We start from the raw sequence: 18649 nt of genomic DNA, 5'->3' as shown, positions 1-18649 counted from the left end.
CGCGCCTGGAAATATCGCTCAAACCGGTCTAGGAACCCCGCCATGAAAGCCGCTGTCATCGTCTTCCCGGGATCCAATTGCGACCGTGACTGCAAGGTCGCTATCGAACGCTCCACGGGCGCGACGGTCGACATGGTCTGGCACGGCGACACCGCCCTGCCCCACGGCCTGGACCTGATCGTCCTGCCGGGCGGCTTCTCCTACGGCGACTACCTGCGCTGTGGGGCCATGGCCTCGCTGTCGCCGATCATGAGCGATGTGAAGCTGGCCGCCGAGCGCGGCGTGGCCACTGTCGGGATCTGCAACGGTTTCCAGGTGCTTTGCGAGGCCGGCATGCTGCCCGGCGCCCTGCTGCGCAACGAAGCCCTGAAGTACGTCTGCAAGCCGGTCGAGCTGGAAGTCACCAACGCCCAGACCCGCTTCACCGCCGGCTATGCCGGTCGCCGACAGGTGACCATGACGGTGGGCAATGGCGAGGGGAACTTCTTCGCCGACGCCGACACCCTGGCCCGCATCGAGGGGGAGGGCCAGGTGGCGTTCCGCTATCAGGACAATCCCAACGGCTCGGCCAACGCGATCGCTGGCGTGGTCAATGCGCGGGGCAATGTGCTCGGCCTGATGCCCCACCCTGACCGCGCCTTCGAGGCCGAGCTGGGCTCCGCCGACGGCGCGATCCTGTTCCAGAGCGCGCTCGCCAGCGCCTAGCGGCCCGCGAACAACGGCAGGGCGTCGACCGACGTCGCCCCCTCGATCTCCAGCAGCTTCAGCTTCGTCACCCCGCCACCCGGCGCTGAGAAGCCGCCCAGCTTGCCGTCTGCGCCCTGGACGCGGTGGCAGGGCATAATGATCGGGAACGGGTTCCTGCCCATGGCCTCGCCGACCGCCCGCGCCGCGGTGGGATCACCCAGGCGCCGGGCGACCTCGCCATAGGTCAGGGTCTGCCCCGGCGGGATGGCGCGGCCGATGGCGTAGACCGCCCGCTGGAAATCGCTCAGCGCCCTCATGTCCAGGACGATGTCGGCCAGGTCGTCCTTGGCGCCGGTGAGCAGGCCTCGGATGCGGTCGATGGCCCTGGCGATGTCCGGCGTCGGATCGCGCGCCTCGATGCCGGGAAAGCGCTGCTCGAAGCGCGCCTGCGCCTTTTCGTCGGAGGCGTCCGGCAGGCGGACGGCGACGATGCCGGCCTCGCCCCAGGCCAGACCGCAGCGGCCGATGGCGGTGTCGAAGAGGGTGTAGCCGAGCTCTGACATACCCAGAGTCTACCAGAACGAGAGAGTCGCACTGGCGAGATTCGGCCCTGTTGACTTGGAGCGGGAGGCGCGTAGCCTCAGCTCAAATTACAAGCGTAGTCCGATGAACATCACCGAGGCCGAAAGTCAGATCATGCAGGCGTTGTGGCGCAAGACGCCACTGACCGCCGACGAGATCGTGGCTGATGTCCGCGCCCGCCAGCCCTGGGCCGAGGCGACGGTGAAGACGCTCATCAACCGGCTGCTGAAGAAGAGAGCCATCAAGTCCGAGCGTGTCGATGGCCGCCACCAGTATGTGCCCCTCGTGGACCACGCCAACTACGTGCAGGACGAGAGCCAGGGCCTGCTCGACCGCCTGTTCGAGGGCCAGCTGGCGCCGCTGGTTGCGCACTTCGCCCAGAACCGGAAGCTGAAACCCGAAGAGATCGCGCGCCTCAAGAAGCTGATCGCGGAGCTGGACGACGATGACTGAGCTGATCGCCGACCTGCTGCGGGCCAACCTCGCCGCCAGCCTGACCATCCTCCTGGTGTTCGCCGTCCGCCTGCCGGCCCGGCGGGTGTTCGGCGCCGAGATCGCCTACCGCCTGTGGCTGATCGTGCCGCTGGCCTTCGGCGCCAGCCTGATCCCCGCGGCCGAGGCGCCCGCCGGCGCCGCCCATCCTTCCCTGCCCCGCTCGATCCCCTTCCTTCAGCCGGAGGCGGCGTCAGACATCATAATGATCTGGGCGGCCGGGGCTGTGGCGACCCTGGCCCTGATGGTTCTCGGCCAATGGCGCTTCCTGCGCCGGGCCAAGGCCGGCGCGGCGGGGCCCGCGGTGGTGGGCGTGATCGCGCCCCGCATCGTCACCCCCGCCGACCATGAGGCGCGCTTCAGCCCCGAGGAACGCGCCCTGGTCCGCGCCCATGAGCGGGCCCACATCGACCGTGGGGATCCCAAGGCCAACGCCTGGGTTGCGCTCTTCCAGGGCCTGAACTGGTTCAACCCCCTGGTACATATCGCCGCCTACCACCTGCGCCTGGATCAGGAGCTGGCCTGCGACGCAACGGTGATGGCGCGGCGGCCGGGCGATCGGCGGCTCTACGCCCAGACCATGCTGAAGACTCAGCTTGCCGCCACGCCCCTGCCCTTCGGCTGCTACTGGCCCGCGCCCTCGCGCCATCCCCTGGAGGCCCGGGTGGCGATGCTGAAACAGGCGCGGCCCTCCCACACGCGAGCCATGGCAGGCTTCTGCATCGTCTCGGCCCTGTCCTGCGCGGCAGGATTCGGAGCCTGGGCCGCCCAACCCCCGTCTCCGCCCCATGTCCGCTGGCTGGACTTGTCCAATCAGGTGGCCAAGCGGCACACGCGCGCCACCGTTGTGGTGGTCTCAATGACCCCGGACCAGGTGAAGGCGTTGACCCTGGCGGCGCGCTAGGACTCAACTGCATGCTCGCCTTCGAGGTTCTCCCCGAGCGGTGAAGGATCGCAGCCGGCGAGCGATCTCGACGCCTCAGGTCTTCAGTCTGCGATGGCCGCGCGTCGCGATCCGGGTCCACCCGCCCCCAACCACGCCCACCCCCAGGGCGAGCGCCAACAGGCCTGGTCCCGGCGCAGACATATCGAATAGGCTCGCGACGGGGGCGAAGGCGAGCACGAACGTCAATCCCGCCACGACGGCGCCCGCGATCACCCAGTAGGTTCGACGCTCAGCCCCGAAGACCGGTCCCGAGGACGTCGAGTCACTTAGCGCCAGCACGAGGTTGCCCACGACAAGGGCCAGGAAAGAAGCTCCACGTACCTCCGGCTCCAGAGCCAGGGCATGGGTGAGCCCAAACCAATAGAGAGCCAGTATGCCCGCCAGCAGGCTGCCGCCCTGCAGGAGCGCTGTGGCGATCTGGGTCCCGCCAAAGAGCGCCTCCTTAGGCCTCCGGGGGGGCCGGGACATGGCGTCCGCCTCGCTGGGCACGGACTCGAACACGAGTGAGCAGATTGGATCGATCACCAGTTCCAGCATCACGACGTGCATGGGGAGCAGCATCGGGGGCAAGCCGAGCAGGATGGGGGCCAGGGCAAGCCCTGCGATCGGCACGTGGATGGCGGTTATGTAGATGAGGGCGCGGCGCAGGTTGGAAAAGATTCGGCGTCCCAGCCGGACCCCGCCGACGATCGAGGCGAAGCTGTCATCAAGCAGAACAAGGTCAGCAGCTTCCCGCGCGACGTCTGTACCCCTCCGGCCCATGGCCACCCCAATGTGCGCAGCTTCCAGGGCCGGCGCGTCATTGACGCCGTCCCCCGTCATCGCCACCACCTCACCGTTGGCCTTCAGCGCCTCCACGATGCGCAGTTTCTGTTCGGGCAGGATTCGCGCGAAGACCCGCACGGCCCTCAAGCGCTCTCGCAGGTCGTCGATGCTAAGGGCTGCGAGCTCAGCTCCCATTAGGGCCCCGGCCTCAGTGTCGATGCCGGCGACGCGGGCGATAGCAAGCGCGGTGGCGGGATGGTCGCCGGTGATCATCATCACCTTGATGCCTGCCGCCCGCGCCTCCTTCAGCGCGGCGGCCGCCTCGGCCCGCAAGGGATCGACGAACCCCAGGAGTCCCCGGAATTCAAACGAAACGTCGCGGGGGTCTTCGGCGAAGACGCCAACCGACCGCGCTGACGCCACCCCCAGCACGCGCAGGCCTTGCTGCGCGTAGGTTTCGATGACCACCTGTAGCCGGGTCACGTCCGCCTCGGGCAAGCGGCAAAGGCGGAAGATCGACTCTGGCGCACCTTTCGCGGCGGCGAGCCGCGCCCCGTCCGGCAGCCGCCAAAGCTGGATCACCGCCAGCAATTCCGGGCGAAGCGGCCAGACCCGCTCCGGCTCGCCTTCCGCTGGCGGCGGTCCGGGGACCGCGGCTTCGCATAGGGCCCGCACGGCCTTGTCCATGGGATCAACAGGACGAACTGCGGAGGCCATGGCGGCGCAGCGGACCAGGTCGGCGGGCGGTCCGACCAACCGAGCGCGGCTCGCCAGGTCGAAGTCGACGTCATCGGCCCAGATCCGGGCGACCTCCATCCGGTTCTCAGTCAGGGTGCCGGTCTTGTCGACACAAAGGACGGTGGTGGCGCCGAGGGTCTCAATGACCGCGCTGCGGCGGGTTAGAACCTGGTGGTTGGCCAGACGCCAGGCGCCCAGGGCCATGAAGACGGCCAGCACCATTGGGAACTCCTCCGGAATCAAGGAGATCGCAACGGTGATCCCGGCGAGGACGCCGCCGACCCAATCGTTCCGCAGCATTCCGTAGGCGACCGCGACCACGACGCAGAAGAGGAGCGCCATCAGGCCAAGGATCCCCACGAGCCGGCGGGCGGTCTTCTGCAAGGGGGTAGGCTCTTGGCGGATGCCGGCCAGAGATCTGCCGATCCGCCCCAAGGCCGACGCCGCGCCCGTGCTGCACACTTGCACGACCCCCTGCCCGCCAACCACGAGTGTGCCGCTGTACAGGGATGAACCGGACTCCGCGCCCTCGCCGGGCTCGACAAGGGTGGGCATGCCGCCCACGGCGGGTTGCTTGGACACGGGCGCGGACTCCCCGGTCAAGGCGGATTCATCCACGCTCAGGACGTCGCCGGCGACCAGTGCGCCATCGGCCGGAAGCCGCTCGCCCTCCCCGATCAACAGGATATCGCCAGGGACAAGCTCGCGGGCCGGGATTTGTCGTTGGACGCCGTCCCGTAGCGCCCGCGCTTGGGGCTGCGCGAGGTCCCGCAGCGCGGCCAACGCACGCTCGCTCCGCGCTTCCTGGAAGATCACGAGACCGATGGTCGCCGCCGCGCCGCCAAGCAGGAACAGCCCCTCGCCAAGGTCTCCGAGAAAAAGATAGAGACCCGCCGTCCCGGTCAGCAGCAGGAACATCGGCTCGCGCATTGTCTCGAGGACAATCCGTCCCAAGGTGCGCCCGCCGGCGGTTGGCAGGTCGTTGGGACCACTAACCTCGAAGCGGCGCCGGGCCTCGGTCGTGGTCAGACCAGTGAGGAGCGGAGCGTCCATAGGGTGAGGTCCGGTCCTGATCTCGTTAGAACGCAACTATGAGTCTCGGAGCGGGGCCTCGGTCCTCTCCTCGCGGAGAGCCGCCAGGGCTGCGCCGCGCACCGCCCGGTGCGGCCTCAAGCTAGTATCGCGCCTTTGCCGGACCGGCTTTGACGCAGGTCATGCCCCAGAAGCCTCTCGAACCCGCTGAGAGTGGCCCCCTTGATCCCAATCAAACGCCGGGCTCCGCCGAGCCACTAGTTTGAACCCTCAGGTCCGCTAAGGGTTCGCCATGCGCAACGTCCTCGTCGCTCAGGACTTCAGAAAGAGGGAATTCTGTCCCTGGTCGAGCCGATGAGCCCTCCGCAGACGATCGCCTCATGACCACCCGCAATCTTGACGCCCTGTTCCAGCCGCGCGCGATCGCCTTGATCGGCGCGAGCAACGAGACCGGATCGGTAGGCCAGGTGCTGGCGCGCAACCTTCTTGGCGGAGGCTTCGCCGGGCCCGTGCTGCCGGTGAATCCGCACGCCGGGGCGATCGGCTCAACCCTCGCCTATCGCAGCATCGCCGAGCTGCCAGTCACCCCTGACCTCGCGGTGATCGCCACACCCCCGGCGACCATTCCTGGCCTGATCGCCGAACTCGCCGGGCGCGGGTGCCGAGCCGCAGTGGTGATCACGGCGGGCCTTGACGGCGCCCTGCGCCAGCAGGCCCTCGACGCAGCGCGTCCCGCCCTGTTGCGGATCGTGGGCCCCAACTGCCTGGGCTTCCTCTCCCCAGCACGGGGCGTGAACGCCAGCTTCGCACACCTCGCGCCGGCGGCTGGCCACCTCGCGCTCGTCGCCCAGTCCGGCGCCGTGGCGGCGGCGGCCATTGACTGGGCGGACGCCCACGGCGTCGGTTTTTCCCATATCGTCACGATCGGCGACGCCGCCGATGTCGATTTCGGCGACCTGTTGGACTACCTGGCCCTGGATACCGAAACCCACGCGATCCTGCTCTACGTCGAGAGTATCCGTGACGCGCGGAAGTTCATGAGCGCCGGACGTGTCGCGGCTCGAACCAAGCCCGTCGTGGTCATCAAGTCTGGCCGCAGCGCCGCGGGCGCCAAGGCCGCCTTCTCACACACGGGAGCCCTCGCAGGGGCCGACGCGGTCTATGACGCCGCCTTCCGGCGGGCGGGCATGCTTCGCGTCGGCGAACTGCGTGAACTCTTCGACGCTGTCTCCACCCTGGACGTGGGGTTGAAGGTTCAAGGCGACCGACTGGCGATCCTCACCAACGGCGGAGGCGCCGGCGTGATGGCGGCGGACGCACTCGAGGCGCGCGGCGGCCGGCTGGCGACGCTGAGCCCCGCCACCATTTCAGCCCTCGACAAACTGGCTCCGCCCACCTGGTCAAAGAGCAATCCCATCGACATCATCGGGGATGCGACCGCCGCTCGATACCGCGCCACCCTCGAGGCCGTGCTGCGCGATCCCGGCGTTGACGCCGTCCTTGTCATGAACTGCCCCACCGCGGTCGCCGACAGCACCGAGGCCGCCGAGGCGGTCATCGCCGCCAACGCCCGGGAGGAGCCGGGACCGCCTGTCCTCACATGCTGGCTTGGGCAGACAGCCGTCGCCGAGGGACGCCGTCGGCTGACCGACGCGCGCATCCCCACGCATGAGACACCCGACGAGGCGGTTCGCGCCTTCATGCATCTGGTGGAGCATGGACGGACCAAGACTCAGCTGATGCAGACCCCCGCCGCGCCCCCCACGCCCAAGGCGCCGGAGGTGGCGCGCCAGATCATCGACGCCGCGCTGTCTGACGGTCGGCTCTCACTGAGCGATAGTGAAGCGCGCGCCGTGCTGGAGGCCTACGGCGTCCCCACCGTCGCAAGCGAGATCGCCCGGACGCCGGCCGAAGCGGCGGTCATCGCCGCCAGGCTCGGGGCGCCGGTGGCGCTGAAGATCGTGTCTCCCGACCTCAGCCACAAGTCCGACGCCGGCGGCGTCACCCTCAACCTGTCCGCGGCCGCGGTGCGCCAGGCCGCTGAGGACATGCTGGCGCGTGTGACCGCGTTCGCCCCCCAGGCGGTGCTGGAAGGTTTCGTGGTCGAGCTGATGGTCTCGCGCCCGCACGCCCAGGAGCTGTTGCTCGGCATCACCCGCGATCCGACCTTCGGACCTGTGGTGCTGTTTGGCCACGGCGGGGTCTCAACCGAGGTCTTGGCCGACCGCACGCTGGGACTGCCGCCGCTCAACAACCTGTTGGCCAAGGACATGATCGGGCGCACCCGGGTCTCAGCCCTGCTGGCAGGATACCGCGATCGGCCACCCGCCGATCTTGACGCGATCGCCGATGTGATGGTGCGGCTCGCGGGCCTGGCCACCGACATTCCCCAGATCCTGGAACTCGACATCAATCCCCTGCTCGCCGACGCCTCAGGCGTGCTCGCCCTTGACGCGCGGATCCGAATTGGCGCGGGACCTGAGGCGCCGCCAGCCATCCGCCCCTATCCCCACGGCCTGGTGCAGCCGGCGTCTCTCGGCGAGCAGACGCTCACTCTCCGCCCGATCCTGCCCCAGGACGCCGAGGGCTTGATCGCCCTCGTGGCGTCGAGCTCGGCCGAAGATGTCCGCTTGCGGTTCGGTGGCGGCTTCTCCCGGCTCCCGCCACTCTGGGCGGCGCGGCTCTCTCAGATCGACTATGATCGAGAAATGGCCCTCGTCGCGGAGCGCTCCGACGGCGCCCTCTTGGGCGTGGCGCGCCTCGCCAGCGACCCAGACGGCGCAAGCGCGGAGTTCGCCCTCCTGGTGCGCAGCGACATGCAGGACCTCGGTCTGGGACGAACCCTGCTCTCAGCCCTGCTGGACCACGCCCGCGCGCGCAAGATCGGCTCGGTATGGGGGGCGGTGGCTGCGAGCAACCATGCCATGCTCGACATGGCCAGGGCGTTCGGCTTCGCGAGCGAGCGCACCGAGGATCCCACCCAGCTGCGCGTGACGAAGGCGCTCACGACCTAGGCTGGAAGGCGTCGCACGGCGACGGCGTGTCCAACGCGCCGGCGCCATTCTCATCAGACTGGGCTCACGAGAGGCCACGCTTTGAACAACCTCGGACTGTGGCTCCTCGACCGCACGCGCTGCACCTTGATCGAGATCAAGGGCGCCACACACGTCCTGGGCGAGGATCGAAGCAATCAGGAGGCTCCGCTATGACCGTAACGACCCCGATCATATCCCAGGACAACGCCTCGCCTTGCGCCCCGCCTCCTGACGACGTGCTCCAGGGCGCCGCCGTTCAGCAGCAGGAGGTTATGGAGGTATGGGCGGCCAGCTATGGCCTGTGGCGGGACTACTGGCTTCGCCTCGCCACAGCGACCGGGCCGACCGCTGTCATCGACGCAGGGTGGCGGTTGATGCTCGACAGCGCCGAGGTTTACGGCCTTGCGGCCGGCGTGCGGCTGCGGGACGCGGGCCTGCGTATGCCGCTTCTCAGCGACGCCTGAGGCCGTGAGGCGCCACGTGCCGCCGGTCAGACGGCCACCTCGGCGGACACAGCACGATGATCAGAAAAGGTCGCCGGCTCACAGGCGTAGTGCATTACCGAGAGGTCGCCTCCGGCGACGATGTGATCGAAGTCCCAGCGTGGTCGCCATGCCGGGAAGGTAGGTAAGGCCGGCCCTTGGATGCGGCCGCCAGTGGCCTCGCAGAACGCCTCCAACGGCGCGCCATGGCCAACGCAGTTGAAGTCACCCATGGCGGCCCAGGCCTGGGCGCCGCGCAGCGCCTCCGAGACGGCGGTCAGTTGGAGCATCTGGTCAGCTCGGCCGAGGCTCAGATGCAGGCAGGCGATCGTGACGGCGTGAGGGCCGGCAATGTCGGCGACGAGGCAACCGCGTCCGGCGACCTGTCCGGGTAGCTTCAGATCGCGCACCCGCGTCATCGGCCAGTGGCTGAGGATCGCGTTCCCGTGCCGCGAAATACCGGGGATCCTGCGGTTTTCCTGAACCGCGACGTGCGCGTGGCCGGAGAGAGCGGCGATGATATCGACCTGCGAGCGATAGCCGGCGCGCCGCCCTCCCAGATCGACCTCCTGCAGGCACACGACATCGTAGGCCGCGATCTCGCGTGCGATGTTCTGCAGGATCGCCGTTTTTGAGCGGGCGTGGACAAGCTGAAGGTGGGCGCGCAACAGATAGTCGCGATAGCGGCCTGTGCCGATGCCGGCTTGGACGTTCCAGGTCAGCAGCTTCATCGGCGCTGGGTGGGCTTTCACAAGCGTCATGCGAACGCCTCGGCTCGACGTAGCCGCCAGTTTTCCGCCACGCAGGACGGGTCGCCCAGCCCGCGACTGGAGACAAGTTCCTCCCACCATGTGGGTGGGCCCATGGCCAGAGGCGCGAGCCGGCCAGCGTCATTGAGGGCGTCGATGGCGGCCACGACACCACCCCCGGCGATCCTGGCTTGCGCGAACCTGTCGGCGTCGACAGCGAGATAGTGGCTAATCAGTCGATCCCGGAATGCAGCAATGGCTGCGCGGTCAGTGCTCGTCTTGGCCTCTATCGCCAGATCACACTCGGTGTCGAAGCCCTCGGAGCGATTATTGAGATTGGCGGACCCGACCCGCAGGACGCTGTCGTCGAACACCCCCACCTTGGAATGAACGACGATGGGCGCGCCGGCTGATGTCACGGGCGAGACCGCCCGGAACCGATCGAATGGGTCTGCAGCCTGCAACCCCCGGACCAGCGGATTGCGCGCGTAGTCCATCGTCAGGTGGTCGAACCAGCTGGGGGCTCGCCCGGTCACCAGCAGCACAACCTCAGGCCCATCTGGCTCGCGAAGTCGAGCGGCCAGGGCCCGCGCCACGCGGTGGGAGGTGAAATACTGGTTCTCAAGATAGATGGTCTGCCGGGCGCTTGCGATGCAGGCCAGGGTGAGACGCCGAACCTCGTCCACAAGCGGGCGGCCGCGCCAAGCTGGCTGCGTGCGCACGATACCCACCTCAACATCTGAGAAGTGCGTGGGCGCGGAGGCGGGCCAGGCGCCCTCGGACCTCGGCCCGACTCTGGGAAGAACCTGCGCCGTCGCATTGTTCCATCGCTCGCGGAACAGCGCCCCGAGCGCCCCTGCCGCTCGCCCGTCCACCAGCATCATCACCTCGTGGCGTGCCGGATGGGGCGCTCGGCTGGGTAGTATCCGGCGAGGCTCGACATGGCCATGGGTTTGGCTATCCCATCGGTTTGTGGCGATGTCGCCCCCACCGCAGAACGCCAGCCGGTCGTCGATCACGACCACCTTCTGATGGTGACAAGCCCCGACCGGCAGGTCGCGGACCTCGCGAAAGTCGACAGGGGTCCTGGCGAACCGGCGCTTGGCGCGGTGGCCGCGCACGTCCTGATGTCCCAGGGCGCCGAATGGCGATTTCCAGACAAGTATGCGGACAGCGAGCCCAGGCTTGGCGCGGCATAGTTCGACGAGAATTCGGCCGATCTCGTCGGGATCATCAGGCCCCTCCATCCCGTCCGGAGCGAGACGGGTGCGAGGATCGAACGCCCAGCCGAGAATATGGATGGAGTGGTTCGCCGCAAGCAGGGCGGAATGGAGTGCGGCGTAGTAGTTCTCGTTGTCCACGAGCAGGGCCACTCGTTGCGCCTCTTCGGTCCGCCAGCAGGTGTGACCGGGAATGAGGACCGTCATCTCTTGCAGCCATCACCAGTATGAGAGGATGGCCGAGGGCATGCCCACGGCTCCAGTTCAACGGAACGCAACCCCAGGCCTGACGCCGAGCTTTTTGAACACCATCGCGGCCGGGCAAAACCCTGTGAAGGCGGCCTGGATCAGGTTGAGGCCGGCAAAGATGGAAAGAGCGATCCACCAGGGATGCACATAGTGAGCGAGCGCCGCGCCTAGCAGGACAACCCACCCGGCGAAGGCCAGGACCGCACGATCAAGAGTCATGTTCAACTTCCTTTCTGGGCACCCGGGCTTGCACCCCGGCGGGGGCCTGGCGCGTCCAGGCGAGAATCTGATCGGTCCTGAGCAGCGAAAGCGGCGGCGCGGACTCAGGCAAGACTGACGATCACGGCTCAGCCCTTGATTTTCCGCAGCCCCATCACCTCCAGGGCCAGCTTTTCGTAGAAGGGCTCGCTCTCACCGCGCTTGATCTTGCCCAGGAAATACTTCTCGAACCCAACCTTGGCCAAATGGACCCACTTGCCGCTGGCGGACCAGTTGACGTTGCGGGGCGGGATTTGGGGCTGAGCCACGAAGGCCACGCCGCCGTCGCCGAAGTCGGCGAGGCAGAAGGCGTTCCACGTGGCCTCACTAGCGGCGGCCTTGCCGTCCATGAGCGCGCCGAGGTTCTCGGCGATGGCCGAGACCATGCTTTCGATCATGAACCCGGTCTTGGGCACGCCCACCGGCACGGGCGTCTTACCGGTCGGGGCGATGGCGACACAGACACCGAGCGCGAAGACGTTCGGAAAGGTTGGATTGCGCTGGTGCTTGTCGACCAGGATGAAGCCGCGCGGATTTGTCAGCCCCTCGACACCGCGGACAGCGTCGACCCCACGGAAGGCCGGCAACATCATGGAATAGGCGAACGGCAGCTCGTGGGTGGTCTTGACCGATCCGTCGTCAGAGATCTCCTCGACGTGCATCATGCCAGGCTCCACGCGGCTGACCTTGGCATTGGTCACCCACTTGATGTGCCGGTTCCGCATCTCGCTTTCGAGCAGGCCCTTGGTGTCGCCGACCCCATCGAGGCCAAGATGGCCCACATAGGGTTCAGAGGTGACGAAGGTCATCGGCACCCGGTCGCGGATCTTTCTGCGCTTCAACTCCGTGTCGAGGATCATCGCGAATTCGTAGGCCGGCCCGAAGCATGAGGCGCCCTGCACCGCCCCCACCACGATCGGGCCCGGATTCTCGACGAACTTGTCGAAGGCGGCGGCGGCGGCCTCGGCATGGTCGATGTGGCAGATCGATTGGGTGAAGCCGGCGCCGGGTCCGAGCCCCGCAATCTCGTCAAAGGCCAGGTCGGGTCCTGTGGCGATGACCAGGTAGTCGTAATCGACAGTCGTTCCGTCGTTCAGCTGGAGTTGGTTCTCGGCGGGGCTTACGCGTTTGGCGCCAACGCCCGTGAAGGCGACACCGCGCTTCTTCAGCACCGGCGGCAGTTTGACCTCGATCGCCGCGCGCTTGCGCCAGTGGACGGCGACCCACGGGTTGGAGGGGACAAAGCTAAAAGTGTCCCCCTGCGACACCACACTCACCTCCGCCTTGTCGCCGACGGCGGCCTTGATCTCGAAGGCGGCGATAGCGCCGCCCAGCCCAGCGCCCAGGATGACAATACGCGGCATGCTCATAGGGGTCTCCCTTTGAGGCGAACGTCGCCTCCTGTTCCTCGAGTTGCATTGACCCAGATCACGTCGCCCAGCGGGTTTCGGGTTTACCTTGACCTTCGCAGCACTTAACCCACCATGAGCGAGAGCGCATATGCGCATGTATGCACTTACCTGTCCATCCCGGCGTTGCAGCGCACCCCGTCGGCCGTGCGGTCAGGCCCGCGCCGGCGGAGACCCGGTCGCCTTCCCCTCCTAAGGAGCTCTTCCATGTTCACCGCCTCCAAGACCCAAGACCTCACGCCTCAGCAGGTGAAAGCCGCGCTCGACGCCCGTGAGATTCTCCTGATCGATGTGCGGGAACCCGATGAGTTCGCGGCCGAGAAGATCGCCGGCGCGCTGAACGTGCCCCTCTCGACATTCGACCCCACGACACTGCCAGACGCAGCGGGCAAGACAGTCGTACTGCAGTGCGCGGGTGGAAAACGCTCGGCCATGGCCGTGGACAAGTGCCAAAAGGCGAACACCGCCATCCAGACACACCTGGCCGGCGGACTCGCGGCCTGGAAGGCTGCGGGCCTCCCGACGATCCGCGGCTGACCCCTCCACAAGAAATCCTCGGAGGTGACCCATGCGGTCCAGGCCTTATCTGATTGGCGCCATGGGAGCGGCCCTGACCTTGGCCGGTTGTGGGGAATCGGAACCCAGCGTCCGACCGCCGCAGACCGCTCCAACTCAGGGTCGCTTGACGCTTCAGAGTCAGACTGTCGCTGACCTAAGGCCGGTCCCAGCGACACTGACCACCCGCGATATGGCCGAAGCCCGGGCTAGGATTTCCGGGGTCTTGATCAATCTCTCCGTCAGGGAAGGCGACGTGGTCCGGAAGGGTCAGGTCATTGGCCGGATCAAGGACGATCGCCTCACCCTGGAGACGGGCGCCTTCTCCGCCCAGGTCGCCGCCGCCGCCGCTGAAGCAGCGCGCGCCAACGCCGATCTGAACCGCACGCGCCAACTCTTCGATCGCGGCGTCTATGCAAAGGCCCGCCTCGAACAGGTCGAGGCCCAGGCCAAGGCCGCAAACGCCAGTCTGACGGCCGCCCGGGCCCAGCGGGACGCCAGCGCCGAATTCGGCCAGCAGGGCGTGATCCTGGCTCCCGCCGCTGGCCGCGTTCTCGTGGCGAACGTGCCGGTCGGGTCCGTCGTGACCTCAGGCCAAACCTTAGCGACCATAACCGCCGGGCCCATGGTCGTGCGGCTCGAATTGCCCGAGGGGCAGGCCGGCGCGCTGAAGGTCGGGGAGACCGTCCAATTCTCGGCGGAAGACCTCGGTGGGACCGTGAGCGAAGGGAGGATCTCCCAGGTCTATCCTTCGGTGACCGGGGGGCAGGTGGTGGCCGACGTCTCCGCCGCCGGGCTGCCGCAGAACCTGGTCGGCCAGCGCGTTCGAGCCCAGGTCAAGGTCGGGGCGCGGCAGGCCCTTGTCGTGCCGCGGCGCTACATCGCCACCCGCTTCGGGGTCGACTATGCGCGGCTCGTCCGCGCCGATCAGACGATCGCCGAAAGTCCCGTTCAGACCACGGCGGGCCCCTCGGCCGACACGGTTGAAGTGCTGGCCGGCCTGCGAGCCGGCGATGTCTTGACGCCAGCGGGAAGCGCCCCGTGAACCTGGGGATTTCGGGAAGACTCACCAAGGCGACCATCCGCTCGCCGCTGACCCCGCTCTTCTTGCTGGCGGCGATCGCCGTCGGCCTGCTAGCTCTGGTCTCGATTCCCCGCGAGGAAGAGCCGCAGATCAGCGTCCCCATGGTGGACATCATGGTCGCCGCGTCGGGCCTGCGGGCGCCAGACGCCGTGGAACTGGTCGGCAAGCCCCTGGAGGCCATCGTCAGGAGCGTGGCCGGGGTCGAGCACGTCTACACCTTCGCGGACGACAACCAGGTGATGGTCACCGCCCGCTTCAACGTTGGGACAGATCCGGACGCCGCTGCGGTGCGCATCCATGAGAAAATCAGGGCCAACTATGACCGCATCCCGGCAGGTGTCCCCGAGCCGTTGATCCAGACCCGCGGGATCAATGACGTCCCGAGCCTGGTCTTGACCCTGTCGCCCAAGCCCGGCGCCGCGGGCCAGTGGACCGACCAGGCGCTGTTCGAGCTGGCAGGCAAGCTGCGCACCGAGGTCGCCAAGGTCGACGATGTCGGCTTGACCTTCATTGTCGGCGGCCGCCCCCAGGAGATCCGCGTCGAGCCCGACCCTGCGCGGCTGGCGCAGCATGGTGTTTCGTTGGGGGTCCTGATGGAGACCATCCGCCAGGCCAACCGCGCCTTCCCAGCCGGTCAAGTGCGCAATGGCGGCCAGGCCGTCGATGTCACGGCCGGGCGCACACTGGCCAACGCCACCCAGATCGGCCTGCTCGCCCTGCCCTCCATCAAGGGCGAGACCGTCTACGTCCGCGATGTCGCCACGGTTATCGAGGGCCCGCGCGAGGATCAGGCGCGCGCCTGGCGCTACGCGCGCGCCGGCCAGGGCTGGAGCGAGGCTCCAGCGGTCAGCCTGGCGATCGCCAAGCGCAAGGGCGCCAACGCCGTTGTGGTCTCGCAGGCCGTCATGACGCGGGTGGAAGCCCTGAAAGGCTCACTGCTGCCCGATAGCTTGAGCGTCGCGACCATGCGGGACTATGGCGCGACCGCCAATGAAAAGGCCAACGAGCTGCTGTTCCACCTCGGCCTGGCGACGCTCTCGATCGTCGTGCTGATCGGCTTCGCCATCGGCTGGCGCGAGGCCGGGGTCACCGCAGTGGTGATCCCGACCACGATCCTCCTGACACTCTTCGCCTCCAACCTGCTCGGCTACACGATCAACCGGGTTAGCCTGTTCGCCCTGATCTTCTCGATCGGCATCCTCGTCGACGACGCCATCGTCATGATCGAGAATATCGCGCGACACTGGGCCATGGCCGACGGTCGAAACCGCCTCGACGCGGCGGTCGACGCTGTGGCCGAGGTCGGCAATCCAACCGTGGTCGCCACCCTGACGGTGGTCACCGCCCTGCTGCCGATGCTGTTCGTCTCCGGCCTGATGGGCCCCTACATGGCCCCAATTCCCGTCAACGCCTCGGCGGCGATGGTCTTCTCCTTCTTCGTGGCTGTGGTCATCGCGCCCTGGCTGATGGTGCGCTTCGCGCGCAAGACGCTCGGCGGGGGCGCCCACCACGACGAGGGCAAGCTCGGCGCCCTCTACCGCAGTATCGCCTCCCGGGTCATCGCCACGCGCAGAACCGCGTGGACCTTCCTGATCGCCGTGGGCCTGGCCACGCTCCTGGCCTGCGCCATGTTCGCCACCAAGACGGTGACCGTGAAACTTCTGCCCTTCGACAACAAATCGGAACTGCAGGTGGTGCTGGACATGCCGGAGGGCACGTCCTTGGAAGACACCCAACGCGCCCTTTCCGACGCCGCGGTGGTCACCCGCGGCCTGCCAGAGGTGGTCGCCATTGACGCCTATGCGGGAACCGCCTCCCCGTTCAATTTCAACGGCCTCGTGCGCCACTATTACCTGCGCAACAAGCCGGAGATGGGGGACCTCTCGGTGGCGTTGGCCGAAAAAGGGGAACGTCACCGATCAAGCCACGAGATCGCGCTGGACCTGCGCCAGAAGCTCGCCAAGGTCGTCCTGCCCCCAGGCGCCGTGATCAAGGTGGTGGAGGCCCCGCCCGGCCCGCCGGTCATGGCGACCCTGCTGGCCGAGGTCTACGGGCCAGACCCCCAGACACGCCGAGCCGTGGCTGAGCGTGTGAAGGCGGCCTTCCATTCCGTGCCCTACATCGTCGATATCGACGACAGCTACGGCCAGGCTCGCCCCGGTCTCCGGCTGCTTCCGGACCGAGACCGTCTGGAGGCGCTCAAGGTCAGCGACCGCGACGTGTACGATTCCGTGGCCGCCGCCCTGAGCGGTGTGGTGGTCGGCTACGCCCATCGCGGCGAAAGCCGCGATCCGCTGGAAATCTCCGTCCGGCTTCCGCAGACCGCGCGGAGCTGGGGCGAAGGGCTGGCCGCCATGCCCGTCGCCGTATCGCAGGGCGTGGGCGGCGCGCGCCTGGTCTCGCTGGGCGAAGTGGCCACGGCCTCTGACGAGCCGGGTTCGACCCACATCTTCCGCCGCGACGGGCGCGACGTGGACCTGGTCATGGCGGAGTTGGCAGGGGCCTACGAGGCGCCGATCTACGGCATGATGGCGGTCGAAAAGGCCATCCGTCAGAGCGACTGGCAGGACGTGCCCAAGCCCGAAGTCCGCATGCACGGCCAGCCGGACGATGAGAGTCGGCCGACGCTCCTGTGGGACGGGGAATGGGAGATCACCTGGGTGACCTTCCGCGACATGGGCGCCGCCTTTGGGGTCGCCATCCTGGGCATCTACGTCCTGGTCGTCGCTCAGTTCAAGAGCTTCCGCCTGCCCCTGGTGATCCTGACGCCCATCCCGCTGACGCTGGTCGGCATTGTCATTGGCCACATTATTTTCCAGGCTCCGTTCACCGCCACGTCGATGATCGGCTTCATCGCGCTCGCGGGCATCATTGTCCGCAATTCGATCCTGCTCGTGGATTTCATCCGCCACAGCCAGACCGAAGGAAGGCCCCTGCGCGACGTGCTTCTGGAGGCCGGCGCCATCCGCTTCAAACCGATCGTGCTGACAGCGGCGGCGGCCATGATCGGAGCGGCGGTGATCCTCACCGATCCGATCTTCCAGGGCTTGGCGATCTCACTGCTGTTTGGCCTGGCCTCGTCCACCCTCCTGACCGTGCTGGTGATCCCCGCCATCTATGTGGTCCTCCGCGACGACGGGGCGCCGATGTCCAAGGCCGCCGCTCCGACCGCTGACAGAGGCGCGAAAGCCCGCCCTTGAACCCTACATGCGCAACTTCTACTTTAAGCAGATGACCACGACCGTCACAGACCGCCCCTCCTCCGCCGGGCTTTCGGAACTGGAGGAGAGCGCTGAGGCGGCGACGCGCCTCTTGAAGCTGCTGGCCAGCGAACAGCGCCTGCTTCTGCTCTGTCGCCTGGTGAAGGGCGAAGCGTCGGTCGGCGTGCTGGCCGAACACGCCAAACTCGCCCAGTCAGCCGCTTCGCAGCACTTGGCGAAGATGCGGGCTGAAGGCTTGGTCGCCACACGAAGGGAAGCTCAGACAATCTACTACCGGCTCGAAAATCCGGCGGTGATGCGAATCCTGGACGCGCTTTCCGACGTCTATTGCGGTGGGACGACCTCGGCGGCCAAGGGCGCTGGCTGCTAGGCGGCCGCCTCGTCCCAGACCTTGGTCAAGAGAGACTCCAGGACCGGGGCGTAGCGCCCGATGTACCATCTGGGCTCCAGTCCGACGCGGCATGAACCTTGTCCACCTGGGAATCGACCGCCCCCTCGCGTGCGCGCCCGAGTCCGGCTAGAAGGCGCGCCATGAGCCCCCAGCCTGCAAAGACCCTGGCCGAGACGGCCGCCGAGTACGGCCTGAAGCCCGAGGAATTCGACCTCATCATCCAACGCCTCAACCGCGAGCCGAACGCGGTGGAGCTGGGGGTGTTCTCGGTGATGTGGAGCGAGCACTGCTCCTACAAATCCAGCCGCAAGCACCTCGGCAAATTCCCCACCACCAGCCCGCGCGTGATCTGCGGCCCGGGGGAGAACGCCGGCGTGGTGGATATCGGCGACGGCCAGGCCTGCATCTTCAAGATGGAGAGCCACAACCATCCCTCCTATATCGAGCCCTACCAGGGCGCGGCGACCGGCGTCGGCGGCATCATGCGCGACGTCTTCACCATGGGCGCCCGGCCTATCGCCCTGCTGAACGCCCTGCGCTTCGGCGACCCCAGCCATCCCAAGACCAAGCGCCTGGTGGCTGGCGTGGTCAGCGGCATCGGCGGCTATGGCAACTGCGTGGGCGTACCCACCGTGGCCGGCGAGACCAATTTCCATAAGGGCTACGACGGCAACATCCTGGTCAACGCCATGTGCGTTGGCCTGGCCGACGCCGACAAGATCTTCTACTCGGCCGCGCCCGCCGCCGGCCTGCC

The 18649-nt window shown here is 67.5% G+C and carries 16 protein-coding genes; 10 read left to right on the top strand and 6 right to left on the bottom strand.

Translation table 11 applies throughout. The annotated features are described in order from the left end of the window. Window positions 1–42: 42 nt before the first annotated feature. Window positions 43–705, top strand: coding sequence for a phosphoribosylformylglycinamidine synthase subunit PurQ (gene purQ / locus RMO97_RS01675; protein WP_310538824.1), 663 nt, complete (start codon window positions 43–45; stop codon window positions 703–705). Here purQ and RMO97_RS01670 read toward each other — a convergent pair. Next, window positions 702–1250 (bottom strand): methylated-DNA--[protein]-cysteine S-methyltransferase, encoded by a 549-nt coding sequence (locus RMO97_RS01670; RefSeq protein ID WP_310538823.1) that lies wholly within the window; start codon window positions 1248–1250, stop codon window positions 702–704. The genes purQ and RMO97_RS01670 overlap by 4 nt on opposite strands. Before the next feature lie 103 nt (window positions 1251–1353). On the opposite strand from RMO97_RS01670, the gene RMO97_RS01665 reads away from it, so the two are divergent. Further along, window positions 1354–1722, top strand: coding sequence for a BlaI/MecI/CopY family transcriptional regulator (locus RMO97_RS01665; protein ID WP_310538822.1), 369 nt, complete (start codon window positions 1354–1356; stop codon window positions 1720–1722). Then, window positions 1715–2665, top strand: a complete 951-nt coding sequence (locus RMO97_RS01660) for a M56 family metallopeptidase (protein WP_310538821.1) — start codon at window positions 1715–1717, stop codon at window positions 2663–2665. Before RMO97_RS01665 ends, RMO97_RS01660 begins: the two co-directional genes overlap by 8 nt. Window positions 2666–2740: 75 nt before the next feature. Here RMO97_RS01660 and RMO97_RS01655 read toward each other — a convergent pair whose 3' ends face one another. Next, window positions 2741–5263, bottom strand: a complete 2523-nt coding sequence (locus RMO97_RS01655; protein ID WP_310538820.1) for a cation-translocating P-type ATPase — start codon at window positions 5261–5263, stop codon at window positions 2741–2743. A 359-nt stretch (window positions 5264–5622) separates the two neighbouring features. Here RMO97_RS01655 and RMO97_RS01650 point away from each other — a divergent pair, with 359 nt between their 5' ends. Both RMO97_RS01650 and RMO97_RS01645 read left to right on the top strand, forming a co-directional pair. Beyond that, window positions 5623–8256 carry a bifunctional acetate--CoA ligase family protein/GNAT family N-acetyltransferase gene (locus RMO97_RS01650; RefSeq protein ID WP_310538819.1) on the top strand — a complete coding sequence of 878 codons (2634 nt, stop codon included), beginning with the start codon at window positions 5623–5625 and terminating at the stop codon, window positions 8254–8256. A gap of 191 nt (window positions 8257–8447) precedes the next feature. Then, complete coding sequence (locus RMO97_RS01645) at window positions 8448–8741, top strand: hypothetical protein (protein WP_310538818.1); 294 nt, start codon at window positions 8448–8450, stop codon at window positions 8739–8741. 26 nt (window positions 8742–8767) lie between these two features. Here RMO97_RS01645 and RMO97_RS01640 read toward each other — a convergent pair whose 3' ends face one another. The 4 genes from RMO97_RS01640 to RMO97_RS01625 form a co-directional block, all read right to left on the bottom strand. Continuing rightward, entirely contained in the window at window positions 8768–9490 is a 723-nt protein-coding gene (locus tag RMO97_RS01640; protein WP_310538817.1) for an endonuclease/exonuclease/phosphatase family protein, read from the bottom strand. A 26-nt stretch (window positions 9491–9516) separates the two neighbouring features. After that, window positions 9517–10881, bottom strand: coding sequence for a phospholipase D-like domain-containing protein (locus RMO97_RS01635; RefSeq protein ID WP_310538816.1), 1365 nt, complete (start codon window positions 10879–10881; stop codon window positions 9517–9519). A 111-nt stretch (window positions 10882–10992) separates the two neighbouring features. After that, a complete protein-coding gene (locus tag RMO97_RS01630) occupies window positions 10993–11196 on the bottom strand; it encodes a DUF2892 domain-containing protein (RefSeq protein ID WP_310538815.1) in 204 nt (67 codons plus the stop codon). 128 nt (window positions 11197–11324) lie between these two features. Beyond that, window positions 11325–12605, bottom strand: a complete 1281-nt coding sequence (locus RMO97_RS01625; protein ID WP_310538814.1) for an FAD/NAD(P)-binding oxidoreductase — start codon at window positions 12603–12605, stop codon at window positions 11325–11327. A gap of 246 nt (window positions 12606–12851) precedes the next feature. Here RMO97_RS01625 and RMO97_RS01620 point away from each other — a divergent pair, with 246 nt between their 5' ends. From RMO97_RS01620 to RMO97_RS01600, 5 genes are all read left to right on the top strand, one after another. Continuing rightward, complete coding sequence (locus RMO97_RS01620; RefSeq protein WP_310538813.1) at window positions 12852–13181, top strand: rhodanese-like domain-containing protein; 330 nt, start codon at window positions 12852–12854, stop codon at window positions 13179–13181. Window positions 13182–13212: 31 nt separating this feature from the next. Further along, entirely contained in the window at window positions 13213–14244 is a 1032-nt protein-coding gene (locus tag RMO97_RS01615; protein ID WP_310538812.1) for an efflux RND transporter periplasmic adaptor subunit, read from the top strand. After that, on the top strand, window positions 14241–17483 hold the full coding sequence (locus RMO97_RS01610) for an efflux RND transporter permease subunit (RefSeq protein WP_310538811.1): 3243 nt from the start codon (window positions 14241–14243) through the stop codon (window positions 17481–17483). Before RMO97_RS01615 ends, RMO97_RS01610 begins: the two co-directional genes overlap by 4 nt. A gap of 7 nt (window positions 17484–17490) precedes the next feature. Further along, window positions 17491–17874, top strand: coding sequence for a metalloregulator ArsR/SmtB family transcription factor (locus RMO97_RS01605; protein WP_310538810.1), 384 nt, complete (start codon window positions 17491–17493; stop codon window positions 17872–17874). 161 nt (window positions 17875–18035) lie between these two features. Beyond that, window positions 18036–18649: AIR synthase related protein (locus RMO97_RS01600; RefSeq protein WP_310538809.1), on the top strand; the 614-nt coding region annotated here is incomplete at its 3' end.

The organism is Phenylobacterium sp. (assembly GCF_031425575.1).
Classification (GTDB): Bacteria; Pseudomonadota; Alphaproteobacteria; order Caulobacterales; family Caulobacteraceae; genus Phenylobacterium.
The sequence above is the reverse complement of the archived record's forward strand: the minus strand, read 5'-3'. Positions and strand labels throughout refer to the sequence as shown.